The following is a 21,707-nucleotide window of genomic DNA, read 5'->3' as shown; positions in this document are numbered from 1 at the left end:
GGTTGCCCTCCTCCGAGATCGAGCAAGCATCTTCCATGCCGCGCGTCCTCAGCGCCGCGCCGACCATGGATCATCTCGATCAGCTCGAGGCGCAGAGCATTTACATTCTCCGCGAGGCCTTTGCACGGCTGAAGAAGCTCGCGCTGCTCTGGTCGCTCGGAAAAGATTCCAACGTCATGATCTGGCTGGCGCGCAAGGCGTTCTTCGGCCGTGTGCCGTTTCCGGCCATGCATGTCGACACGGCCAAGAAGTTTCCGGAGATGTACGCCTTCCGCGACACCTACGCGAAGGAATGGGGCCTCGATCTCAAGGTCGAGCCGTGCCCGCCGATCGACGCGGTGGATCCGACCCTGCCCCCCGCGGCCCGCTCGGCTGCGCGCAAGACCGAAGGCCTGAAGATGGCGCTCGCCAAGCACGGCTTCGACGGCCTGATCGCCGGCATCCGCCGCGACGAGGAAGCGACGCGCGCCAAGGAGCGCGTGTTCTCGCCGCGCGGCGCCGAAGGCCATTGGGACGTGCGCGATCAGCCACCTGAGTTCTGGGATCATTTCAACGCCTCGCCGCCGCAGGGCGCTCACTTGCGCATCCATCCGATCCTGCATTGGACCGAGGCCGACATCTGGGCCTACACCGCGCGCGAGAACATCCCGATCATTCCGCTCTATCTGTCCAGGAACGGCAAGCGCTACCGCTCGCTCGGCGATCAGGACATCACCTTCCCGGTGGCGTCCAACGCCTCCAACATCCCCGAGATTCTCGCCGAGCTCGAAAGCACCAAGGTGCCGGAGCGCGCCGGCCGCGCGCTCGACCACGAGACCGAGGACGCCTTCGAGCGGCTTCGCGTCGCCGGCTATCTGTGAGCGGGGACGAGGCGATGAACATGCGAGTCCCGTCAGCCGCCCCCGCCACGCCGAACGGCACCACCCGTCCGCAGGTCCGCATCGTGATCGTCGGCCATGTCGACCACGGCAAGTCGACCCTGGTCGGCCGCCTGCTGCATGAGACCGGCAGCCTGCCCGAGGGCAAGCTCGAAATGCTGCAGGCCGTCTCGGCCCGCCGCGGCATGCCGTTCGAATGGTCGTTCCTGCTCGATGCGCTGCAGACCGAGCGCGACCAGGGCATCACCATCGACACCACCCAGATCCGCTTCCGCACCAATGCGCGCGAGGTCGTGCTGATCGACGCGCCGGGACACGCCGAATTCCTGCGCAACATGATCACCGGCGCCTCGCAGGCCGACGGCGCGGTGCTGATCATCGACGCGCTCGAAGGCGTGCGCGACCAGACCCGGCGCCACGGCTATCTGCTGCATCTGCTCGGCGTGAAGCAGGTGGCGGTCGTCGTCAACAAGATGGACCGCGTCGATTTCAGCGAGGAGCGCTTCGACACGATCAAGGCCGAGATCTCCGCGCATCTCGAGGGCCTCGGCGTCGAGCCGGTCGCGATCATTCCGATCTCGGCGCGCGACGGCGACGGCGTCGCCCAGCTGACCTCGCGGATCGGCTGGTATGGCGGCCCGACCGTGGTCGAGGCGCTCGATGGCCTGGAGCCGGCAAAGCCGCTGTCGAGCCTGCCGCTGCGCCTGCCGGTGCAGGCGATCTACAAGTTCGACGACCGTCGCATCGTCGCCGGCCGCGTCGAGGCTGGCGAGCTCAAGACCGGCGACGAGATCGTGATCATGCCGGCCGGCAAGATCGCCAAGATCAAGACCGTCGAGGGCTGGCCGCAGACGCCGGTGACGGCGCCGCAGGGCGCCGGCCGCTCGGTCGGCATCACGCTCGACCGCGAGCTGTTCATCGAGCGCGGCGACGTCATCGCCCATGTCGGCCGCGAGCCGCAGGCGGCTCGACGCCTGCACGCGCGCATCTTCTGGCTGCACGACCAGCCGCTCGCCAAGGGGGACAGCATCCTGGTGCGGCTCGGCACCCGCGAGGCGCGCGGCAGCGTGGTCGCGATCGAGAAGGCGGTCGATCCAGGCTCGCTGTCCAACGAGCAGAATGCCGCGATCGCGCGCAACCATGTCGGCGAGATCGAGATCGCACTGACACAACCGGTCGCCATCGATCCCTACGCCGAGAACGCCCGCACCGGCCGCCTCGTCATCGAGGTCCAGGGCCGCATCGCCGGCGGCGGTCTGGTGCTCACGGTCGACGCCGGCAAGCGCGCCGCGCCGGTCGACATCATGCCGGTGGAATCGGCGCTGCAGCCACAGGAGCGCGCCGACCGCTACCGCCACAAGGGCGCGGTGGTGTGGATGACCGGCCTGCCCGGCGCCGGCAAGTCGACGCTGGCGCGTGCGCTGGAGCGGCGGCTGTTCGGCCGCGGCGGCGCGCCCGTGCTGCTCGACGGCGACACCGTCCGCGCCGGCCTCAACAAGGATCTCGGCTTCACGCCGGAGGACCGCGCCGAGAACATCCGTCGCCTCGCCGAGGTCGCGACCCATCTCGCTCGCAACGGCCACATCGCGATCGTGGCCGCCGTGTCGCCCGCGCGCGAGGACCGCGCGGCCGCCCGTCGCGTCGCCGGCGACCTGTTCCGTGAGGTCTATGTCGCGACGGCCGCCGAGATCTGCGAGAGCCGCGACCCCAAGGGCCACTACGCCAAGGCCCGCGCCGGCAATCTGCAGAACTTCACCGGCATCGGCACCGACTACGAGCCGCCGCTCGATGCGGAGCTGGTGATCGACACCGCGACGCGCGGGATTGCGGACGCCACCGACGAGCTCGAGGCGCTGCTGTCGCGGACATCAGTGCTGTTCGACGACATCGCCGATCTCGGTGCCAACATCTGATTGCGTCGTCACTGCATGATCATGGACCGCGCACACACGGTCCATGACAGGGTTGGCAGATAATCAAGCCTCTCACGTTTGCCTGTCAGGCTCGTGATACGCACTGTCATTCCGGGGCAAGGCCGCAGGCCTTGAACCCGGAATCTCGACATTGTCTTGCGTCCATTCTTAACAAGCTCGAGATTCCGGGTTCGATCGTCAATGCGAAGCCGCTTCGCGCCTTCGCATTGCCAATCGCCCGGAATGACTGTGAAGACGCGACCGTCAGCTTCTTGTCAGTGCCACGCTACAGCGCGCCGACATAGGCGGTGAGATCGTCGAGCTCGGCGTCGGTCGGCAGCCGCGAATCCATCTTCTTGGCATAGACCTCCCACATCAGCTTGACCGCGTCGCGCAGCGAGGCGGTGCGGCCGTCGTGGAAATACGGCGCCGTCGACGCCACCGCGTGCAGGGTCGGCACCTTGAACTTGCCGCCGGTGCCGATGTCGTCGCGGCTCTTCTTGTCGAAGCTCGGCAGCACGTGGCAGGTGCCGCAGCCGCCATCGCCGACATAGAGCTCATAGCCGCGCTTCACGGCCGCGCTGGCATCGTCCCTCGGCGTGCCGTCGTCCTTGACCTGCCAGTTCACCGGATAGTTCAGCGTCCGCACATAGGCGACCAGCGCCGCCAGCGTCTCCTTCGACGGCTCCGGCCCCTTCATGCGGTTGACGATGATGCCGCGAATGCTGTCTTCCAAGGTCGCCGCCTGCCCGGCCCAGCCGAACACCGAGCGCTCGCCGACGCCCCACAGGGTCGGCGTATTCCTGCCGTTGGGGTCGCCGTCGGCGACGACGTCGAGCCCGACATAGGTCTTGTTGTTGGTATGCCCGGTCGAGAAGTGGCAGGTGGCGCAGGACGCCTTGCCACCGTCCGACAGGCCCACGTCGTTGAACAGCGCTAGCCCCTTCGCGGCGGGGTCCGCCTCGGAGAGGGGTGCAGGTGGAGTCGCGGCGGCGCCGACCGTGGTGGGCGGCGCCACGGCCGGCTCCATCGCTGCAGCGGCGGGCGGGGCCTTCGGCCTCCTTGCTGTGGTTGCAGCGTGCCTGACCCTGGGCTTGTGGGCGGGCTCGGCCGCGTGGACGGATCTCGGCTTCAACGCGGCCACCAGCATCTGCAGCAGGGTCGGCTTGTACGGAGCCGCGTTTCTCTCAGCCGCGTGCAGGTACGGTGCTGTCGACTTGTCGGCTGCTAGGGCGGGCAAGGCGAGCAGACCGAGACACAGGACGACCGACCGCAGCCCAGTGAACGACATGATGCGCCTCCCCCACCCCGCTAGATGCAAGTAGTTATCGATAGCTTTTACGTCCGAAGTGGGACTGTGCGGGGGCAATGAATCGGCGCGGGCGGGATCGAGCGACAGCATCGTGCCGGCCTGACCACGTCTCATGGCGAGCAGGTCCCGCCATCTTGCGCGAGAGGGACATCGACCCCGGCTTGATCGACATCGTCGACCGCACACACCTCACCCGAGGTGCCGCCCGCAGCCTGGCTCAAATTCGGCCTCGTGACGTCACGCGCGACATCGGCGAGCAGAGCGACAGCCGCAGCCAAGCGTGGTCACCTTCTCCCCGAAGAACTACGGAGGAGTGCGCCGGTTCGCTCTTGGACCCTAAGCCTGCCCATGGGGCCGCCGTACGATCTGCAAGCAGAAATTAGCACTTGATCCGCACAGTTCACGGCACGCGCAGCAACGCTGTCGAGGCGCAGGATGGAGCATCTGGCGGCCTATTGGTCGAGGGCAGAACTGGAGACGAACGGGATTCTGCTGCTGCACCTGATGGGTGCAGCAGCCGTCGGCCTGCTGCTGGGCTACGAGCGCACCTATCACGGACGCGCGGCCGGCATGCGGACCTACGCGCTGGTTTGCGTCGCATCGACCTTGCTGACGGCGATCAACGGCTTTCCCGGCAGCTGGTATGGCGGCATGGCGGTGTCGCCGACCGTCTCCGATCCGACGCGCGTGATCCAGGGCCTGATGACCGGCATCGGCTTCCTCGGCGCCGGCGTCATCATCAAGGACGGCTTCACCATCCGCGGCGTGTCGACGGCCGCCTCGATCTGGATGACATCGGCGATCGGCATCATCATCGGCATCGGCTTCTACGGCACCGCGCTTTGCGCCACGGCACTGTCCCTGGCCGCGATGACCCTGCTCGGCAAGGTCGAACAATGGCTGCCGCATCAGACCACGCTGTCGCTGTCGGTCGTCTATCGCCATGGCCTGCAACCGAGCGAGGCCGAACTGCGCGAATGCATGCGGGCCTATGGCTTCGACGTGCTGGACTGGTGCTACGAATACAGCGAGGCGAAGCGGCAATTCCATTTCGAGCTCGTGCTGCAGGCCGCCGGCCGGTTCGAGACCGCAACGATGGCGCGCGACCTCTCGGGCGCCGAAGACGTCGTCGAATTCCGCTTGGCGCCATCAAGAGCGTGAGGGTCGCGCGTAGCCGGGATGAGCTCGGCGAGATCCGGGACCGGTCCTGCCGTATCGCGGCACGCTCAAGCAACACGCCTGCGTCACATTCGACAACGCGATCCCTCGAAGCCGATTTCTGGTCCCATCGGGCCGCCACTTTTTCGGCTTCGATGTTCAGTGCTATGTTTCCATCATGACAACCGCCGAAGAGATCGAAAAGGCCGTCCAACAGCTCAATCCAGACGAACTCGCGCGCTTTCGCGCGTGGTTCGAACGGTTCGATGCTGCGTCATTCGATGCTGCGATCGAGCGTGATGCTCATACCGGGAAACTCGACGCCTTGGCGGACGAAGCTCTTGCGGCGCACTGGGCTGGCCGCTCCCGGCCATTGTGACCCATTTCGCATCTCCAAAATCTTGGGCGGCCTACGAGTTGCTGCCTGAAGCCATCAAAAGGCTCGCCGATCAGAATTTCGAGCCTCTGAAACGCGATCCACGTCACCCTTCACTCCAGTTCAAGAAGGTCGGACGGTTCTGGTCCGCTCGGGTCGGACTACGCCACCGAGCCCTCGCGACCGAGATCGATGACGGCTACTTATGGTTCTGGATCGGCTCCCATGCCGACTACGACAAGCTCGTTGGATAGCCTTCGCGCGGACGAAGGAAAGATGGCTTGCCATTCATTCAGCGAAACACCTGCGATCTCTTGCGTCCGTAGGGCGGACAACGCGGTGCGGGCAGGCGGCGCGTGCCCACCATCTCAAACCGGCGAAACATGGTGGGCACTCATGCTATATTGAAGGGTGCTTGGCCTACCTTGCATGCGGAGCGGATCGATGTGGAAAACGCTATGGCGGAGATGGACGATCGACAAGCCTGCCCTCCTCGGCGACTGGTTGTGGGACGTTTTCGTTGTCCAGCTGGCCGCCTTCCTGGACCGGCTGACGCTGAGGCGGATTATCGCCTTCCTGCCGGTCATCATCCTCGGTCTGGCCTATTATCACAGCATTCCGATCCCGCCCGAATTGATGCTGGTCGGCGATATCCTGGCCTATATCGATGTCTTCTCCGTCCTGCTCCTGGTCGGCATCCTCAGCCGCCTCACGACGATCCTGTTTCTCATCAAGCAGGCGACCGCGTCGATCGGACGCCTGGCGAACAGCCTGGCGACAGCGGCGCGCCGCTTGGATGGCCGGCATCGGCGCGAGCGCGGCACAAGCGTCCGGAGGCCCGTGACCAAGGGATCCAACAAGGAAAGCGACGGTCCGGCCATCGTGATTGGGATGGCGTGGGCATAGATCCATTGTTGCGTAGGAGGGCAAAAGCGACTTTGGCAGTCGGCGCGTGGCAGCATGCAGAGTCAGGCACGAGATGATGCAACAGACAACAGACCTGCTCCGTCAATCCGTCCTGCAGTTCGTCGCGGCGCAGACGACGACGCGCAGGCCGCTCTTCGACGAGACCGACGTCGCCCGCGACCTCGGCGTGGACGGCGAGGATGCGCGCGAATTCCTGCTTGCATTTCAACGGCAGTTCGAAGTCGACCTGCCCGACTTCGCGTTCGACCGTCATTTTGGACCGGAGGGCTTCACGTTGACCGGGTTTGTCCTACGGCTTCTCAGCTTGCGCCACCTACGGCAGCCCTTGACGATCGGAATGCCGGTCGAGGCGGCACGGCTTAGGCGGTGGCCTCACAACGGCGCGTAGCCGGGATGAACGGGGCGACATCCAGTGCCTGACGATGATGCGCTACTGGTATCTTCGCTTCTTAAACGCCGCTACGTCCGCGTTAGTCAGCTTAAACCACTCACCGTTCGCTCGCTTGTCTACGAAGCGACGATGCCAATATGCCTCGATGCCTGCGGGATCATCGGTGCGGATCGAGTGAACAAGCGTTGCGGCTTCGGGAAGAGCGATACGAATTTCTTTGACTCGGCGTTCCAATTCATCGCTGCGGCCAATTTTGTAGTGGGTACCGGATTTTATGAGATAAACTAGACCTTCCCTCGAGTTGGTCGGAGTTTCGGCCTCCACTTTCTGGCCGAGCATCTGGACGATATCGTCGTATCCCGGCCTGCCCTCCAACCATGCCCTGAGGTTCGAGATCAATCCCTCTTTTGATCCAAAATAAGAGTGGATTGTCTTCTCGTTCGGGAAGTCCTCGCGCTGCCGCCTGAACATCCGAATTTCCATAATGGTCGGCAGCCGCTTATAGTATCGGGCCGCTTCCACGAAGCTCGCCAGAATATGATCGGCCTCAGACTTACCTTGAAACTTGTTCGCCGCGTAGCCAGCCTCGGCTAGGGCATCACTCCAACGAGCCCAATACAGGCCGCGCCAAGTCCCCTCGGTAATGCCGGTTGCGCTCTCGAACGCGCGAACACCTGGAGCCTGACCGCCGTTAGCCTCCGCAAGTCTCTTTATTTCACTCGAGATTCTGGCGCGCATTGTCAATTTCTACGATTTATCGAGTCTGCTGCGAGAATACTCTATTTGAGGCCCGCTTGAGTAAGCAAGATTGCGCTGCAAACTCCACAGACCGTAGAGCCGGCGAGACGACGCGCGCCGATCATTTCAGTCGCCAATCACTTCGAGCAGGCACCGCGTGTCGCGAGAGCTCACGCGGGCTCCCCTTCACGAACCATCCTTCGTATGGGATCATCAACTCGATGTCCTCAGGCACGACGTCATAAAGCCCGGCATGCTCTCCGTCAGAAAAGAACTCGACCAGATATGCCGGCGGCCTGGAACGATGATCGATCACGATGGTACCTTGCGCGCCGATCGGAAGAGGTATGGTTGGCACCAACCTCCGAAGACGAACGACGTCGTACTCCCTGAACAGCCGCTTCCGCCGCCGGAGGCTCGCAAGGCAGGCTCGGAAAGTGCGGAACACGTGTAGCTCCGTATCAGCAACAGCGATACCGAAGGCCAGACCTATATATCGCCCCGTTCACGCTGGTTTAGCCGCCCGCCACGAGGTACTGACTGCATCAGGCGAGGATCTTCAACCCGTGCTTCTGGACGATTGTCAGCAGCTTGAGCGCCATGCCGCTCGGCCGCTTGGCTCCAGTCTCCCATTTCTCGATGGTGCTTTCGCTCGTATTGAGATATCGGGCGAACACCGGCTGACTGACATTGTTGGCCTCACGGAGCCGCTTGATCTGAGCAGGCTTCATTTCACTGGCGACGGCTAGATGACGGGAATCGAAGTCCCGCATCGTCGCCTTGTCGAGCGCGCCGACTTTGTGAAGCATCGTGGCGGACGAATGAAGCGCTTCCGAGAGGTCGCTCTTGAACCTATTTTTTTTCGTCATGACAGATCTCCACCAAGTCTTCGTCCGCCAGGAGTTGCGCGAGTTGTGCGCTATTCAATGCGGCATAGCTCTTTGCGAGAGTTCGGAAGTCTTCCAGCTCATCATCGTCGATGTTCGCTCTATCCTTCTTGGCGAATAGATATTCGTAGATCCAGTATCGACCGCTCTTGGCGAGGATGATGCTCCGGTGCATGTTCTTGTTCAGACGCTTCTTGAAGACCCCACCTCCCAGATCGTCAGCCTGGCCCTTGATGACTGCCTCGACGGCCTCGCAGAGCTCGATGTCCCTGATACGAGCCTTGCGTGCCGCCTTCGAGAACCATGCGGTTTTGAAAACTCGCTTGAATTGGCCAGCCATGGTTTTATATAGCACCAGGCGCTACAGATTTCAACGCGTACCTCTCGCACGGAAAAGCCTGTTTCCCTCGTCCGGCCAAGCTGATTTGCCCTATCCAGTCCTCGGCCCAAAAATATTCCTCTTTCCTTTTTTCCGAATTCATGCTTATCTTTGCGCATCCCGTCCCACACGAGGGACAGTTCGCGACCGTCACGGACGTCGGGTGCGGGATGCGGTGGGCGCTTTGGGCTGCGGCGTGAGCAATCATGTCGACGGACAGTCCCGAGGCGCACGGCCAAGCCGTGGGGTCCTGGCATCCCGATGCTGATGCCACGCGCGTGACAGCGCCAACGCGCTGCGCAGGCAACGGTGACCAGAAAGCCCGGCGCACCGGGGAGACCACGAAGCAACCGTAGAGCCATCGCGCAGGGAAGGCCGGATGTCCGGCTCGTACCTGTGGTGACTGCCGCCTGCATTTTTTTCTGCAGGCGGGCCATGGGTGCAGCCTGCACCCGGCCTTCCCCGCGCCTCTCGTGATCGAGGGGCGGCACGTCAGCAAAGCTCGGACGCGATCACGCGCCGCGAGGACGAAGTCGCATGAGCCATCACCTCCACGAGCGATCACCTTCGTTGAGTTGTCCGCAGCCGTTTGGTGTACGTCGGAACGCCATTTGCGGCACGCTTTGCGTTGTCACCCTCCCCTGGAGGGGGAGGGTCGGCGCGCGTCGCGGCAGCGATGCGCGGCGGGGTGGGGTGATGCCACGCGCACCGGCGCTCGTGGAGAGATCACCCCACCCCGCCTCGCATCTCGCTTCGCTCGTCGCGAGTGGACCCTCCCCCTCCAGGGGAGGGTCGCAGCGTGCCCGATCCGAGAGCTCCGCACGGTTGTGGGCTCGCGGCCGAACTCTGAGGCGGTCCTGCGAAATGACTCGGCATCACTCCGCCCGGAACCAGCCCGCCTGTCCGCTGCCCCCCGACCAACTGCGATACCCCTCCCCCCTTTCGTGGCCCCCGCTTTGGCGCTAAATGCACTGCACACGCCGCCTTCGAGGCGGCCATTTCAGCAAGCCAAGACACGCGCAACGTCGCCCTTATTCGAGAGAAACGTCTCATCATGACCCGTATCGACGCCCATGGACTGAAGATCGCCCCCGTTTTGTTCGACTTCATCGCCAAGGAGGCCACGCCGAAGACCGGGATCGATCCGGACGCGTTCTGGGCCGGCCTCAGCGCGATCCTGCGCGATCTCGCCCCGAAGAACCGCGAGCTGCTCGCTCTCCGCAATGCCCTGCAGGACAAGATCGACGCCTGGCACCTCGCCAACAAGGGCAAGGCCTTCGACCTCGGCGCCTACACCGCGTTCCTGAAGGAGATCGGCTACCTGCTGCCGGAGCCCGCGACCCACAAGGTCGAGACCGCCAATGTGGACGAGGAGATCGGCAAGATCTGCGGCCCGCAGCTGGTGGTGCCGCTGACCAATGCCCGCTACGCGCTCAACGCGGCGAATGCGCGCTGGGGTTCGCTGTATGACGCGTTCTACGGCACCGACGCCATCCCGCACGATCCGAGCGAGTCCGGCAAGGGCTACAACAAGGCCCGCGGCGACAAGGTGATCGCCAAGGCCAAGGCCTTCCTTGACGCCGCCGTACCGCTCGCCACCGGCAGCCACACCGACGTGACCGCCTACAGCGTGATCGCCGGCCAGCTCTCCGCCAAGCTGAAGAGCGGCAACGCCACCGCGCTCAAGAACGCCGACCAGTTCGCCGGCTACCAGGGCTCGGCCGACGCCCCCTCCGTGATCCTGCTCGCCAACAACGGCCTGCACGTCGAGGTCGTGATCGACCGCAGCCATGTCATCGGCAAGGACGATCCGGCAGGCGTCTCCGACATGATCCTGGAGGCCGCGGTCTCGACCATCCTCGACATGGAGGACTCGGTCGCCGCCGTCGACGCCGAGGACAAGGTGCTGGTCTACCGCAACACGCTCGGCCTGATGAACGGCACGCTGTCGGCCGATTTCGAGAAGGGCGGCAAGACGCTCACCCGCGCGCTGAACAGCGACCGCAGCTACACCACGCCGTCCGGCGGGACGCTCACCTTGCACGGCCGCAGCCTGCTGCTGATCCGCAATTGCGGGCACCACATGTTCACCGACGCCGTGCTCGACTCCGAGGGCAAGGAGGTGCCGGAGGGCATTCTCGACGCCGCCGTCACCGGCCTGCTCGCGATGCACGACCTCAAGGGTCTCTCCAAGGTCAGGAACAGCCGCACCGGCTCGATCTACATCGTCAAGCCGAAGATGCACGGCCCGGACGAGGTGGCGCTCACGGTCGACTTGTTCGCGCGCGTCGAGAAGCTGCTCGGCCTGCCCGAGAACAGCATGAAGGTCGGCATCATGGACGAGGAGCGCCGCACCACGGTCAACCTCAAGGCCTGCATCCAGCAGGCGTCCAAGCGCATCGTCTTCATCAACACCGGCTTCCTCGACCGCACCGGCGACGAGATCCACACCTCGATGGAAGCGGGTCCGATGATCCGCAAGAACGAGATGAAGGCGCAGCCCTGGATCAAGGCCTATGAGGACTGGAACGTCGATATGGGCCTGATCGACGGCCTGCCCGGCCATGCCCAGATCGGCAAGGGCATGTGGGCGGCGCCGGACAAGATGGCGAACATGCTGGCGCAGAAGGTCGGCCACCCGCAGGCGGGCGCCACCACCGCCTGGGTGCCGTCGCCGACGGCAGCGACGCTGCACGCCTTGCACTATCACCAGGTCAACGTGCACGCCCGCCAGGACGAGCTCGCCAAGGGCGGACCGCGCGCCAAGCTCGGCGACATCCTCACCATTCCGGTGTCGCAGTCGAACTGGGCACCGGACGACGTGCGCCAGGAGATCGACAACAACTGCCAGGGCATCCTCGGCTATGTCGTACGCTGGATCGACCAGGGCGTCGGCTGCTCCAAGGTGCCTGATATCCACGACGTCGGCCTGATGGAGGACCGCGCCACCTTGCGGATCTCCAGCCAGCATCTCGCCAACTGGCTTCACCATGGGGTCGTCACCAAGGAGCAGGTGATGGATTCGCTGAAGCGCATGGCCGTCGTGGTCGACAAGCAGAACGCCGGCGACGCGCTGTATCAGCCGATGGCGCCGTCGTTCGACGGCGTCGCCTTCAAGGCAGCCTGCGACCTCGTGTTCGAGGGCCGCACGCAGCCGAACGGCTACACCGAGTACATCCTCACCGCCCGGCGCCGCGAGGCCAAGCAGAACGAGAAGGCTTAGGCCCGACGTCACAAAGCCCCGGCGATCCGCCGGGGCTTTTTTTGATCAGCGAGAGGTAACATGATCCTCAGATCATATGACCGCGATGTAGCGAAGCAGCGAGATCACGCCGAGCACGATCACGACGACGCGGCAGATCTGCTTGGCGCGGCCGTCGATCGGCAACAGATTGATCAAATACAGAATGAGGATGACGACGAGGAAGGTGACGAGAGCACTGATGAGCATGGGAGTCCCCTGGGAGATGAAGAATGCGCTGGCGCTGTGGAGCTAACCCGCTCGGCGGCTTGCAGTTCCCGGGTCGGAACTTTGGCCACTCCGTTTTCTCCGTAGTTCCACGGACCCACCTTGCATTCAGTTCTTTACCGGTTTGCGGTCGAATGCCGGGAACCGGAGATCAAAATGCTGAATCGCCTGACCATTTCTTCATTGCTGAAGACGGTCATCGCCACCGCCGCCCTCGCCGTCATCGCCCTCTTCTCGCTGAACGCCTGGAATTCCTGGAGCAGGCTGCAATCTGCCCAGCGGATCGCACGCGTTGCCGAAGTCTCGGGCGTCTTGTTCAAGGCCATGAACAGCATGCGCAGCGATCGTTCGACCACGATCCGCGTGCTGAATGCCGATCAGGCCATGGACGGCGACACCGAGAAATTCCTGCGCTCCGCCCGTGGCATCTACGTCCCTGCGCTGGACCGCAGTCTCGATCTGCTGCAAGGCATCGACTTCCAACAGAACCAGAGCCTGGTTGCCGACCTCGACCGGCTCAACAAGACGCTGACCGCGGAGCACAGCGAGTTCTGGACCGAGATCGTCAAGCCGAAGGCGGCCCGCCGCGCCGGCCTGCCCAAGGAGTATGGCGAGACGTTCGACGCGCTGCTGGTCCTGCTCGACAAGATCACGGTCAATATCGCCGCCAGCGTCAATCATCAGAGTGCGACCGTCGATCAGCTATTGATGATCAAGCAGATGGCCTGGCTGATGCGCAACACGGCTGGTGAAGCATCGCTCGTCGTCAGCAATGCGCTGACGGCCGGCAAGGTGTCGCCCGAAGCGGTGCTGGCCTACACCAAGCAGGTCGGCGGCGTCGATGCCGCGTGGAAGGCGGTCCAGCTCGCCACCTCCGGCATGAGCTTGCCGCCGGCGCTCTCCGCAGCGATGTCGGGCACGGAGCAGGCCTATTTCACGCCGGAGTATGCCGGCCTGCGCGAACGTCTGCTGGCAGCGGTGCAAAAGGGCGAGAAGCCCGAGCTGACGCCATATCAGTGGAGTCCGTTCTCCGTGAACAAGATGACGAGCGCGGTCGCCCTGGCCGAGGCGGCGCTCGACGCGGCCAAGGACCATTCCAGCGCGCAGCAGAGCACGGCGATGGAGTCTCTGATGCTCCAGCTGACGCTGCTGCTCCTGGCCGTCGCACTGGGCGGCGCAGCGATCGCCGCCGTGAGCGGCCGGGTGATCCGGCCGCTGCACCGGATGCGCGATGCCATGCTCGCGGTCGCGGGCGGCGATCTCGGCGTCGACACCGGCTACACCCAGCGGCAGGACGAGATCGGCGCGCTTGCCAACGCGCTCGAGACGTTCAAGCAGCAGGCCAAGGACAAGCTCGCGATCGAGGCCCAGGAGCGCGAGCGCAACGCCGCGACAGTTGCGCGCCAGCGCGCGATCGAGTCCTACGTCGCGGAGTTCGAAAGTCTGGTGCGCGGGTCGCTGGAGCAGCTCGGCCAGGCCTCCACCGACATGCAGGCCACGTCGGCCGGCCTCACCAACGTGTCGCGGCAAACCAACACCCGCGCCGAGGTCGCCGCGAGGGCTTCGAACGACGCCTCGATGAGCGTGCAGACGGTCGCCTCCGCGGCGGAGGAGCTGAATGCGTCGATCGCGGACATCTCCAAGCAGGCTTCCCATGCCGCCGGCATCGCCAGCCGCGCGGTCGAACAGGCCCGCATGACCGACGACACGGTGCAGGGGCTGGCGCAATCGGCGAACCGGATCGGCGAGGTTGTCGGGCTGATCAACAGCATCGCCTCGCAGACCAATCTGCTGGCGCTGAATGCCACCATCGAGGCGGCGCGCGCCGGCGAGGCCGGCAAGGGCTTCGCCGTCGTCGCCTCCGAGGTGAAGACGCTCGCGAGCCAGACCGCGAAGGCGACCGACGAGATTTCCGAGCAGATCGCCGACATTCAACGTGTCGCCAATGACGCGATCGACGCCATCAAGCGGATCGGCGGCATCATCGGCGAGGTCAACGAGGTGGCGACCGCGATCGCCGCTGCCGTGCAGGAGCAAGGCGCGGCGACACAGGAGATCTCGCGCAGCACCCAGTTCGCTGCAGATGGCACCAAGAACGTCTCCGACAACATCACCGGCGTGAAGTCGGACGCAGACGCGGCTGCGGCCGCCGCCGACAACGTGCGCAATGCCTCGGAGACGCTGGAGAGCCAGAGCAGAAATCTTGGTCATCAGGTCACGGACTTCCTCGGCAAGATCCGCGCGGCCTGACGGTCTCGCAGGATCAGTCGGACGCCATCACCGGCGCGCGCTCATACTTCGCGCGCAGCGCCGCGGGCGCCGGCGAGAAGTTCAGCTCGGCGCGCTTGCCGCTGCTGGTCCGGTTGGTGACCTTGAGGCCGTCGTCGCTGGCAACGACATCGCCCTTGCGCAAGGTCGGATCGTTGTCGATCGACACCTTGGCGAGGCCGAAATGGTCCTTGCCGTTGCAGGTGCAGCCGTCGACGATTTCGGTGCGATACTTGAATGCGTTGGGCAGCGCCGAATACGGCTTGCCGCCATCCGTCTCGGCGCCGTCGATCGAGCTGCCATAGACGATCTCGGTCTTGGCCGCCGGGCAAAAGCTGTTGCAGGCGGCCTCCTTGCTCTGGTCACCGGTGGCGCCGAGCGGGAAATAGCGGCCATCACAGGTGCGCACGCACCACGCGGTGCTGCCGCCACCGGAATAGACCGGCTGGCTGCGCGGCGCTGGACGCTGCACCGGCGGCGCCTCGTCGGCGAACGGCATCCGGATATAGGGCGCTTGGCGCTGCGGCGCATTGAAGCCGCCGAACAGCGCGGAGATAAAATCCTGCGCTCCCGCCGTGGTCGGCGCTGCCAACGCGCCCGCGGTTGCCATGGTTGCCACTGCGATGGCAGCGAGGGCACGTCGGCCGTTCATGACACAACTCCCCGCTTAATTGACGGCCGCAACCGGCAGCGACATCGCCTGCCGCCCCGACGGCAGCGACGTCACGCGCGGCGCACGGCCGGCATTGGTGCGCGCCTGCAGCGAGGCGGCTTTCGGCAGCACGACGACCTTCGTCCCAACCTGCACCCGGCTGAACAGGTCGGAGACGTCCTCATTGGTCAGGCGGATGCAGCCCGACGACACGAATTTGCCGATTGTCGTGGGATCGTTGGTGCCGTGGATGCGATACTCGCTGGAGCCGAGATACATGGCCCGCGCGCCGAGCGGATTGCCCGGGCCACCGGCCATGAAGCGCGGCAGATAGGGCTGGCGCGCGATCATCTGCGCCGGCGGATGCCAGTCCGGCCACTCCGCCTTGCGTGTCACGGTCTGCACGCCGGCCCAGGTGAAGCCTTCGCGCCCGACGCCGACGCCGTAGCGCAATGCACGGCCGCCGCCGAGCACGTAGTACAGATAGGTGTTGCTCGTATCGATGATGATCGTCCCCGGCGCTTCCCGCGTATCGAGGTTGACGATCGTGCGGCGCAGACGGTCCGGCAGCCGGCTGTCCTCATCCTGCACCGCAGATGCCGTCGCCTCGTCCGGCGGAAATGCCTGCTGCTCGACCGACGCATATCCGAGAATCTGGGCGTGAGATGCAGTTGCACCTGCGAGCAAGAGGACCGCGACGCCGGCGATCAGCGAAGCCGTCCGCCGCGAATTGCGGCGATGGCCGGAAGCGAGCTGTGTCATGGAATGCCCCTGTCATGCGAGCATCGCGGTGCGATGCGTGATTACCTTCCAAACGCCGAACGTCGCGTCGTAGTTCCGGCTTCGGTGTGGTCGCCCTGCGTCAGTCAAGCATGTAGGCTCTCACGTTTGCGCGACGGAACCGGATGCCCCCCCGGCTGTTAGATGACAAGTCACGCGAGCTGTGCGCGAACGACTCGATCGGGAGATTCATGGTGCGTGTACTTCCCACCGAGCGGCTGCTCGCCAGCGGGAACGACGATTCAGCCCCGAATGAAAGTCGCCAAGAATTACCTCCCGTGATCAGACGGGTTGACGTCGTCGCCATCGCTCTCATCATCCTCACGGCCGTCTGCGTCACGGGTGTCCTCTATGTCGCCCGGGGATTTTTTCTCCCGATCGTGATGGCGTTCGTGGTCGGCACCATGCTGTCGCCGGCCGCCAACTTTCTCGAACGCTTCCACGTGCCGCGCGGTGTGGGCGCCGTGCTGATCGTGCTCGCGGTTGCGGCAGGGCTCGCCTTCATCATCGGCCTGATCTCGGCGCCGGTGCTGGACTGGACCAATCGCCTTCCCGAGCTTGCCGCCACGCTCAAGTCGAAGCTGCACGTCTTCGATCGGCCGCTGGCGCTGTGGCACGAAATGCAGGCGGCCATCGGCGGCGGAAGCGCACCGGCCTCGGCCAGCCTGGAGCTGCCCAAATTCGATTGGGTTCAGCCGACGATCGAATTCCTGTCGCCGACCTTCACCGAATTCCTACTGTTCTTCGCCACGCTCGTGCTGTTCATCGCAAGCTGGCGCGATCTACGGCGGGCGCTGATCATGACCTTTGGTGATCACGAGGTCCGGCTGCGGACGCTCCGCATCCTCAACGAGCTCGAGCTGCACCTCGGCAACTACCTCCTGACGGTGACGCTCATCAACACCGGTGTCGGCATTGCAGCCGGCCTCGCCTGCGCCATCGCCGGCATGCCCAATCCCGCCGGCCTTGGGGCGCTTGCGGCGACGCTGAACTTCATCCCCATCATCGGGCCCATCGCGATGTTCGCGGTGCTCGTCCTGGTCGGCGCAATCGCATTCCCGACCTTGAGCGCCGGCATGGTCGCGCCCGCCATCTTCGCCGCGATCACCTTCCTGGAAGGCCACTTCGTCACGCCGACCATCATCGGCAGGCGCCTTGCGCTCAACGCACTCGCGGTGTTCATCGCGCTGGCATTCTGGACCTGGCTGTGGGGCCCGATGGGAGCCTTCCTCGCCTCGCCGCTCCTGATCGTCGCCCTCATCGTGAAGGAGCACCTGCTGCCGGACGATTCGCCGCAACTGCCGGCAGACTAATTCGGTTTCCACCGTCGGAACTTCGGCCGAGACCCCGCGTTTGTCGAGCAGACGCAATCACCTTGCTCCGGGAGCTTGCCATGCCACCGACTGACGGTGAGACCGCCCTGAAGGATCTCGTCGACAAAGCGAACTACGAACGCCTGCAGAAGGATGTCCACGCCGTGAAAAACGATATCGCAGCTCTCACCGAACAGATCACCGATGCGCTCAATGCCTTCGCGGGGCAGGCCAGCAAGCAGGCCCGCAGCGGCTATCGCCAGGCACGCGACAACGTGGAGCAGACGTTCGACGACATGTCCGGGCGGGGCACCGCAATGTTTGGTGCAGCCCAGGATGCCGCAAACTCACTCGAGGAGCGCCTCGAGGACGTGATCTCCCATCGCCCACTTGCCACCGTGGGTCTTGCGCTCGGACTTGGATTCCTCATCGGCGCCGCTTGGAGGCGCTAAGCGGCGACCCCTGAAATCCAGAGGCTTGTCTTGTTTCGGCGCCGCGTCTTCGGCGCCGATTTGAGTTTGTTGCGCAGATGAATGAGACGCCGAGGGTAATGACATGCTGCAGCGCCTGATTGCGGACTTCCAGGAATCGACCGGGCATGCCGTTCGGCTCACGTCGCTCGCGATCGCTGCAGCGGTCGGACTGTTCGTCACCACGAGCTTTCTGTGCGCCGCAGCTTTCGTCGCCGTGCTGAATCGATACGGGCTCGTGGCCGCGTGCCTCACCGGAGCCGCCATCTTCTTCGTAGTGACGTTGATCGCCGCAGTCAGCTACATGGCGCGCAAGCGCGCGATCGCGAGCCGTGCTGCGCGGACCGCGGAAACGGCGCGGTCGGCAGTACAATCTGCTTTTGCAGATCCGATTTTGCTGGCCAGCGGCCTGCAGATCGTCCGCATGATCGGCATCAAACGGCTGATTCCCATTCTGGCTGTCGGCGGTCTGGCGCTCGGATTCATGGTCAGCCGCCAAGCGGCGGAGGAGCAAACGCCTGCGGAGTGAGGGCTGCCCTGACCGTCATTGCCCGGCGTTGATCGACTGCTTACGCCTCGGACCGGGTGCGGCGCTGCTGTAGCTAAGTCACACACCGTCCCGGTTGCAGGCGCTTGGCGATCTCCGTCAGTACCGACACCGACGGCTCGCACGCCACCTGGTGCTTGGCAGCCTTTTCGTTGCCGGTGGTGATGAGCTGCGATTTCTGCGGCGACGGCGAGGAGCCCGCGCTTACACCCGTGGGGTTGACGGGGAGCCGCACCAGGAAGGAGGTATCCGCGAAGGCAGCCAGCTTGATCGACACAGTCTGTGACGGCGCCGCAGTACCGCTTTGGTTGGCGCGGTCAGACTTGGCGGCCCGGTTCACGTCATTCGCTGTTGCGACGATCGTCTCGCGAGTGGGGTTCTGAACCGCCAGGCCGGCGCCAAGATCATGGCCGGAAGCCAATTGCATTGCGCCTACGAGCATGGCGGAAGCCGCAAGCGAACCCAAAACGACAACTTTCTTGGTCTGCGACATGTCTCTGCTCCCCTCGCCGCAAGGCGATCGACATACCAACGTAAGTCGCAGGAACCGGGTTCTCGGTTGGGCAAATCACTTAACCGTGTGTAAACTGCGGCGACATTCTTCAGCTTTATGGCGTCAAAAAATTCGGTCTCACACGGAACGACTTTTCGGGTCACGCGTCATCTCGGCAGCCGGTTATTCCCCCTGCCCCATTGACCGGCGACGCGGGGCACTGCCGTGGTGATGCCGGCGGTGCCCCGCATTCTTTTCTGATCCAGCACTACCGGTCAGATCTCCGCCCACCCGTCGCGGCGCTTTATCCCCATTTCGTCTGAGGTATATGTTGGAGCAGCGCGGCTGACTTCATGGTCCGCGCGTGGGGACGAAATGCTGAGCACGTTGGATAGCGTCGGCGTATGGCGGGGGATTGGATTGGCTCTGGCTCTCGTAGGCCTCCTTCCTGCGATTGGAGCTGCCGAAAGCGCCAGGGACAATTGGATCAAGAGCCTGGTCGCGCAATTGAAGATTCAGCGCCGCTACCCGTTGCAGGCCTCGGGCGAGGGCGGAACAGCCAAGGTCCTGTTTCACATCGACCGCGAGGGTCATCTCATCTCGGCCGTGCTGGCGGAAACGACTGGCGATCCGGCGCTCGACCGGGAAGCGGTCGCCATGGTCGAGCGAGCCCAGCCATTTGCTCCACCGCCGCCGGAGCTGGCGGATGGTGATCTGACCTTTCTCGTGCCAATCGTCTTCGCGCCGCGGCGGACGTCTGAAATCTTCCAGCTCGACGAGAACAGGTTGAAGTTCCGAGAGATCAAGCCGAACGACGCGGTGCTAAAGGCACGGCTCGACGGCGTCTGCCGCGGCTGCTGATCTCGCCCTTTGTTGTTGGGGCTACAAACGAAGCCGGCGCGCTCCATGACGAACGCGCCGGGACGACATCGTACACCGTGACCTGATCAGGCCGCCGGCTTCGGCATCCGGTTGCGCGAGTTGCGCTGGAAGAAAAGAGCCTGGCTGGCGACTGCCGACACCATGGCCGGCTGGAACGGCTTGGAGATCAGGAACGCCGGCTCGGGCCGCTCACCGGTGAGGAAGCGCTCCGGATAGGCGGTGATGAAGACCACCGGAACCTCGAAGGTGCGCAGCAGCTCGTTCACGGCATCCAGGCCGGACGAACCATCGGCGAGCTGAATATCAGCCAGGATCAGACCGGGCTTCTTGTTCTTGGCGAGAGCCACCGCGTCGGCATGGGTTCGCGCCACGCCGATGACGTTGTGGCCGAGATTCTTGACCAGGCTCTCGAGGTCCATCGCGATGAAAGTCTCGTCCTCGATGATCAGCACATCGGTAGCGATTTCGGCGGCGAGCTCCCGTCCGGCGGCATCCGCCAGCCGGCGGGTTTCGGCAACGTCGATATCGAGGATGAAGGCCACTTCCTCCTCGGGAAAACCCTCGAGCGAGAGCAGCAGGAAGGCTTGGCGTGGCAAGGGCGTGATGTTGGAGAGCCGCCGCTCCGGCGGCATCGGCAGGGTCGCCACTTCGGCGTCGTCGTTGAGGGCCACCGAGTTCCAGATCTGCGTGAACAGCCGGAACAGCGCAGCCCGCGGTCCATAGCGCTCGTCCAGCAGAGCCGGATCCTGAATCAGGGCCTCGAGCATCGCTCCGACATAGGCGTCTCCGGAACCCTGGCTGCCGGTGAGGGCCCTCGCATACCGGCGCAACAGCGGCAAATGTTCAGCAACAAGCTGTGATCGGCTCATCCCCACTCCATTCGGTCATCTGGGCTTCCCGCCCGGGTTCCATCATGGGCTGATTACGCCCGAACCGACGAAAAGTTCCCCAAACGCGTGGAACTTTTGTCGCCCCGTCGCATTAGTTCCCGGCAGACCCTCTCGGTGGCGAGAATAATTCTTGAAGCTTCAGGGACTTAACTCTCGGGGAAACGTGGAAAAGGTCATGAAAGATGTAAAGTCTCAAGCCAGCAAGAATGCGGCACCGCGCAAGCCCGGCGGACTGAACGCGGAAATTCAATCCAGGATCGGTCATCAACTCCGCGCGATGTACGACGACGTCGTCCGTCAGGGAGTGCCGGACCGCTTCGCGGAGTTGGTGCGGAAGCTTGATGCGCCGGCAGCACAGTCCCACGTGGAAAACGGCGGGGGATCCAACGACCAAACCGACGGGAGGGAGTGAATGCCTCTCACTGATTCCTTGCGGGACGATATCCTCGCGGCCGTCCCCAGCCTTCGCGCATTTGCGATTTCCTTAAGTGGTAACAGCGATCGCGCCGACGACCTGGTGCAGGAAACCCTGCTCCGGGCGCTGGCCAACATCGACTCGTTCCAACCGGGATCGAATCTGCCTGCCTGGCTGTTCACGATCCTGCGCAACCTGTTCCGCTCCGACTACCGCAAACGCCGGCGCGAAGTGGAAGATGCCGAAGGCAACTACGCCAAGACGCTCAAGACGCATCCCTCGCAGGGCGCGCATCTTGAGTTCGAGGAGTTCCGTGCGGCACTCGAGAAGCTGCCTCAGGACCAGCGCGAGGCACTGATCCTAGTCGGTGCATCGGGCTTCTCCTACGAGGATGCGGCAGCGATCTGCGGCTGCGCGGTGGGCACCATCAAGAGCCGCGTGAACCGCGCGCGCTCGAAGCTGGCAGCGCTGCTCTATGTCGAAGGCGCCGAGGATTTCGGCCCCGACGAGACCGTGCGGGCGGTGATCGGCGGCAGCGGCGGCTGATCAGCCAAGCCGTCGCAAACAAG

General features: G+C 64.2%; 24 protein-coding genes. 14 read left to right on the top strand and 10 right to left on the bottom strand.

Going from position 1 to position 21,707, the window contains the following annotated elements; genetic code table 11:
• Positions 1–65: 65 nt before the first annotated feature.
• Together cysD and cysC are read left to right on the top strand one after the other, a co-directional pair.
• Positions 66–860: a sulfate adenylyltransferase subunit CysD gene (cysD, locus tag QX135_RS28440; RefSeq protein ID WP_315735681.1), complete on the top strand. Its 795-nt coding sequence runs from the start codon at positions 66–68 to the stop codon at positions 858–860.
• A gap of 14 nt (positions 861–874) precedes the next feature.
• Positions 875–2,791 carry an adenylyl-sulfate kinase gene (gene cysC / locus QX135_RS28435; RefSeq protein ID WP_315775458.1) on the top strand — a complete coding sequence of 639 codons (1,917 nt, stop codon included), beginning with the start codon at positions 875–877 and terminating at the stop codon, positions 2,789–2,791.
• A gap of 286 nt (positions 2,792–3,077) precedes the next feature.
• Here the strand turns inward: cysC and QX135_RS28430 are convergent, their stop codons facing one another.
• Positions 3,078–4,082 (bottom strand): cytochrome-c peroxidase, encoded by a 1,005-nt coding sequence (locus QX135_RS28430; RefSeq protein ID WP_316181612.1) that lies wholly within the window; start codon positions 4,080–4,082, stop codon positions 3,078–3,080.
• Positions 4,083–4,538: 456 nt separating this feature from the next.
• Here QX135_RS28430 and QX135_RS28425 point away from each other — a divergent pair, with 456 nt between their 5' ends.
• The 4 genes from QX135_RS28425 to QX135_RS28405 all read left to right on the top strand — a co-directional run bounded on the left by QX135_RS28425 (position 4,539) and on the right by QX135_RS28405 (position 6,952).
• Positions 4,539–5,264, top strand: coding sequence for an MgtC/SapB family protein (locus QX135_RS28425; protein WP_316181614.1), 726 nt, complete (start codon positions 4,539–4,541; stop codon positions 5,262–5,264).
• Positions 5,265–5,439: 175 nt separating this feature from the next.
• Entirely contained in the window at positions 5,440–5,640 is a 201-nt protein-coding gene (locus QX135_RS28420) for a hypothetical protein (RefSeq protein ID WP_316181616.1), read from the top strand.
• A gap of 441 nt (positions 5,641–6,081) precedes the next feature.
• Positions 6,082–6,543 (top strand): hypothetical protein, encoded by a 462-nt coding sequence (locus tag QX135_RS28410; protein WP_316234398.1) that lies wholly within the window; start codon positions 6,082–6,084, stop codon positions 6,541–6,543.
• A 73-nt stretch (positions 6,544–6,616) separates the two neighbouring features.
• Positions 6,617–6,952 (top strand): DUF1493 family protein, encoded by a 336-nt coding sequence (locus tag QX135_RS28405; protein ID WP_315775460.1) that lies wholly within the window; start codon positions 6,617–6,619, stop codon positions 6,950–6,952.
• Positions 6,953–6,994: 42 nt separating this feature from the next.
• Here the strand turns inward: QX135_RS28405 and QX135_RS28400 are convergent, their stop codons facing one another.
• The 4 genes from QX135_RS28400 to QX135_RS28390 all read right to left on the bottom strand — a co-directional run bounded on the left by QX135_RS28400 (position 6,995) and on the right by QX135_RS28390 (position 8,920).
• On the bottom strand, positions 6,995–7,693 hold the full coding sequence (locus QX135_RS28400; RefSeq protein ID WP_316181622.1) for a GIY-YIG nuclease family protein: 699 nt from the start codon (positions 7,691–7,693) through the stop codon (positions 6,995–6,997).
• Positions 7,694–7,814: 121 nt separating this feature from the next.
• Entirely contained in the window at positions 7,815–8,141 is a 327-nt protein-coding gene (locus QX135_RS32470) for a DUF4926 domain-containing protein (RefSeq protein WP_409997682.1), read from the bottom strand.
• A 97-nt stretch (positions 8,142–8,238) separates the two neighbouring features.
• Entirely contained in the window at positions 8,239–8,562 is a 324-nt protein-coding gene (locus QX135_RS28395; protein WP_315734545.1) for a DNA-binding transcriptional regulator, read from the bottom strand.
• The gene (locus QX135_RS28390) at positions 8,546–8,920 is read right to left on the bottom strand and encodes a type II toxin-antitoxin system RelE/ParE family toxin (RefSeq protein WP_315734547.1); all 375 of its coding nucleotides are present in this window, start codon (positions 8,918–8,920) and stop codon (positions 8,546–8,548) included. Before QX135_RS28390 ends, QX135_RS28395 begins: the two co-directional genes overlap by 17 nt.
• Positions 8,921–10,013: 1,093 nt before the next feature.
• Here QX135_RS28390 and QX135_RS28385 point away from each other — a divergent pair.
• The gene (locus QX135_RS28385) at positions 10,014–12,182 is read left to right on the top strand and encodes a malate synthase G (RefSeq protein WP_316234397.1); all 2,169 of its coding nucleotides are present in this window, start codon (positions 10,014–10,016) and stop codon (positions 12,180–12,182) included.
• Positions 12,183–12,254: 72 nt separating this feature from the next.
• On the opposite strand, the gene QX135_RS28380 is transcribed toward QX135_RS28385, so the two are convergent.
• Positions 12,255–12,410 (bottom strand): Thivi_2564 family membrane protein, encoded by a 156-nt coding sequence (locus QX135_RS28380; protein ID WP_315734551.1) that lies wholly within the window; start codon positions 12,408–12,410, stop codon positions 12,255–12,257.
• 174 nt (positions 12,411–12,584) lie between these two features.
• On the opposite strand from QX135_RS28380, the gene QX135_RS28375 reads away from it, so the two are divergent.
• Positions 12,585–14,678, top strand: a complete 2,094-nt coding sequence (locus QX135_RS28375) for a HAMP domain-containing methyl-accepting chemotaxis protein (RefSeq protein ID WP_316234396.1) — start codon at positions 12,585–12,587, stop codon at positions 14,676–14,678.
• A gap of 13 nt (positions 14,679–14,691) precedes the next feature.
• Here the strand turns inward: QX135_RS28375 and QX135_RS28370 are convergent, their stop codons facing one another.
• Both QX135_RS28370 and QX135_RS28365 read right to left on the bottom strand, forming a co-directional pair.
• Positions 14,692–15,348 (bottom strand): DUF2865 domain-containing protein, encoded by a 657-nt coding sequence (locus QX135_RS28370; protein WP_316234395.1) that lies wholly within the window; start codon positions 15,346–15,348, stop codon positions 14,692–14,694.
• Positions 15,349–15,363: 15 nt separating this feature from the next.
• Entirely contained in the window at positions 15,364–16,110 is a 747-nt protein-coding gene (locus tag QX135_RS28365; RefSeq protein WP_316163337.1) for a L,D-transpeptidase, read from the bottom strand.
• A 212-nt stretch (positions 16,111–16,322) separates the two neighbouring features.
• On the opposite strand from QX135_RS28365, the gene QX135_RS28360 reads away from it, so the two are divergent.
• The 3 genes from QX135_RS28360 (at position 16,323) to QX135_RS28350 (ending at position 18,440) form a co-directional block, all read left to right on the top strand.
• A complete protein-coding gene (locus QX135_RS28360) occupies positions 16,323–17,441 on the top strand; it encodes an AI-2E family transporter (RefSeq protein WP_316234394.1) in 1,119 nt (372 codons plus the stop codon).
• Positions 17,442–17,521: 80 nt separating this feature from the next.
• Positions 17,522–17,893: a DUF883 family protein gene (locus tag QX135_RS28355; protein WP_316234393.1), complete on the top strand. Its 372-nt coding sequence runs from the start codon at positions 17,522–17,524 to the stop codon at positions 17,891–17,893.
• Between the two features lie 103 nt (positions 17,894–17,996).
• A complete protein-coding gene (locus QX135_RS28350) occupies positions 17,997–18,440 on the top strand; it encodes a hypothetical protein (protein ID WP_315753398.1) in 444 nt (147 codons plus the stop codon).
• Positions 18,441–18,513: 73 nt separating this feature from the next.
• Here the strand turns inward: QX135_RS28350 and QX135_RS28345 are convergent, their stop codons facing one another.
• The gene (locus QX135_RS28345) at positions 18,514–18,951 is read right to left on the bottom strand and encodes a hypothetical protein (protein WP_316234392.1); all 438 of its coding nucleotides are present in this window, start codon (positions 18,949–18,951) and stop codon (positions 18,514–18,516) included.
• A 420-nt stretch (positions 18,952–19,371) separates the two neighbouring features.
• Here QX135_RS28345 and QX135_RS28340 point away from each other — a divergent pair, with 420 nt between their 5' ends.
• A complete protein-coding gene (locus QX135_RS28340; RefSeq protein ID WP_316234391.1) occupies positions 19,372–19,812 on the top strand; it encodes an energy transducer TonB in 441 nt (146 codons plus the stop codon).
• An 86-nt stretch (positions 19,813–19,898) separates the two neighbouring features.
• Here QX135_RS28340 and QX135_RS28335 read toward each other — a convergent pair whose 3' ends face one another.
• Positions 19,899–20,702: a response regulator gene (locus tag QX135_RS28335; protein ID WP_315713838.1), complete on the bottom strand. Its 804-nt coding sequence runs from the start codon at positions 20,700–20,702 to the stop codon at positions 19,899–19,901.
• A gap of 196 nt (positions 20,703–20,898) precedes the next feature.
• Here QX135_RS28335 and QX135_RS28330 point away from each other — a divergent pair, with 196 nt between their 5' ends.
• Positions 20,899–21,135 (top strand): NepR family anti-sigma factor, encoded by a 237-nt coding sequence (locus QX135_RS28330; RefSeq protein ID WP_315734569.1) that lies wholly within the window; start codon positions 20,899–20,901, stop codon positions 21,133–21,135.
• Entirely contained in the window at positions 21,136–21,684 is a 549-nt protein-coding gene (locus QX135_RS28325; protein WP_006612137.1) for a sigma-70 family RNA polymerase sigma factor, read from the top strand. It begins immediately after the preceding gene.
• Positions 21,685–21,707: the final 23 nt, after the last annotated feature.

It is taken from the genome of Bradyrhizobium sp. SZCCHNR1098, assembly GCF_032489375.1.
Taxonomy (GTDB): domain Bacteria; phylum Pseudomonadota; class Alphaproteobacteria; order Rhizobiales; family Xanthobacteraceae; genus Bradyrhizobium.
The sequence above is the reverse complement of the archived record's forward strand: the minus strand, read 5'-3'. Positions and strand labels throughout refer to the sequence as shown.

Excerpts from the sequence above, each read along its gene's own strand:
- cysD (WP_315735681.1), top strand. The coding sequence starts at position 66 with ATGGATCATCTCGATCAGCTCGAGGCGCAGAGCATTTACATTCTCCGC.
- cysC (WP_315775458.1), top strand. The coding sequence starts at position 875 with ATGAACATGCGAGTCCCGTCAGCCGCCCCCGCCACGCCGAACGGCACC.
- QX135_RS28430 (WP_316181612.1), bottom strand. The coding sequence starts at position 4,082 with ATGTCGTTCACTGGGCTGCGGTCGGTCGTCCTGTGTCTCGGTCTGCTC.
- QX135_RS28425 (WP_316181614.1), top strand. The coding sequence starts at position 4,539 with ATGGAGCATCTGGCGGCCTATTGGTCGAGGGCAGAACTGGAGACGAAC.
- QX135_RS28420 (WP_316181616.1), top strand. The coding sequence starts at position 5,440 with ATGACAACCGCCGAAGAGATCGAAAAGGCCGTCCAACAGCTCAATCCA.
- QX135_RS28410 (WP_316234398.1), top strand. The coding sequence starts at position 6,082 with ATGTGGAAAACGCTATGGCGGAGATGGACGATCGACAAGCCTGCCCTC.
- QX135_RS28405 (WP_315775460.1), top strand. The coding sequence starts at position 6,617 with ATGATGCAACAGACAACAGACCTGCTCCGTCAATCCGTCCTGCAGTTC.
- QX135_RS28400 (WP_316181622.1), bottom strand. The coding sequence starts at position 7,693 with ATGCGCGCCAGAATCTCGAGTGAAATAAAGAGACTTGCGGAGGCTAAC.
- QX135_RS28395 (WP_315734545.1), bottom strand. The coding sequence starts at position 8,562 with ATGACGAAAAAAAATAGGTTCAAGAGCGACCTCTCGGAAGCGCTTCAT.
- QX135_RS28390 (WP_315734547.1), bottom strand. The coding sequence starts at position 8,920 with ATGGCTGGCCAATTCAAGCGAGTTTTCAAAACCGCATGGTTCTCGAAG.
- QX135_RS28385 (WP_316234397.1), top strand. The coding sequence starts at position 10,014 with ATGACCCGTATCGACGCCCATGGACTGAAGATCGCCCCCGTTTTGTTC.
- QX135_RS28380 (WP_315734551.1), bottom strand. The coding sequence starts at position 12,410 with ATGCTCATCAGTGCTCTCGTCACCTTCCTCGTCGTCATCCTCATTCTG.
- QX135_RS28375 (WP_316234396.1), top strand. The coding sequence starts at position 12,585 with ATGCTGAATCGCCTGACCATTTCTTCATTGCTGAAGACGGTCATCGCC.
- QX135_RS28370 (WP_316234395.1), bottom strand. The coding sequence starts at position 15,348 with ATGAACGGCCGACGTGCCCTCGCTGCCATCGCAGTGGCAACCATGGCA.
- QX135_RS28365 (WP_316163337.1), bottom strand. The coding sequence starts at position 16,110 with ATGACACAGCTCGCTTCCGGCCATCGCCGCAATTCGCGGCGGACGGCT.
- QX135_RS28355 (WP_316234393.1), top strand. The coding sequence starts at position 17,522 with ATGCCACCGACTGACGGTGAGACCGCCCTGAAGGATCTCGTCGACAAA.
- QX135_RS28350 (WP_315753398.1), top strand. The coding sequence starts at position 17,997 with ATGCTGCAGCGCCTGATTGCGGACTTCCAGGAATCGACCGGGCATGCC.
- QX135_RS28345 (WP_316234392.1), bottom strand. The coding sequence starts at position 18,951 with ATGTCGCAGACCAAGAAAGTTGTCGTTTTGGGTTCGCTTGCGGCTTCC.
- QX135_RS28335 (WP_315713838.1), bottom strand. The coding sequence starts at position 20,702 with ATGAGCCGATCACAGCTTGTTGCTGAACATTTGCCGCTGTTGCGCCGG.
- QX135_RS28330 (WP_315734569.1), top strand. The coding sequence starts at position 20,899 with ATGAAAGATGTAAAGTCTCAAGCCAGCAAGAATGCGGCACCGCGCAAG.
- QX135_RS28325 (WP_006612137.1), top strand. The coding sequence starts at position 21,136 with ATGCCTCTCACTGATTCCTTGCGGGACGATATCCTCGCGGCCGTCCCC.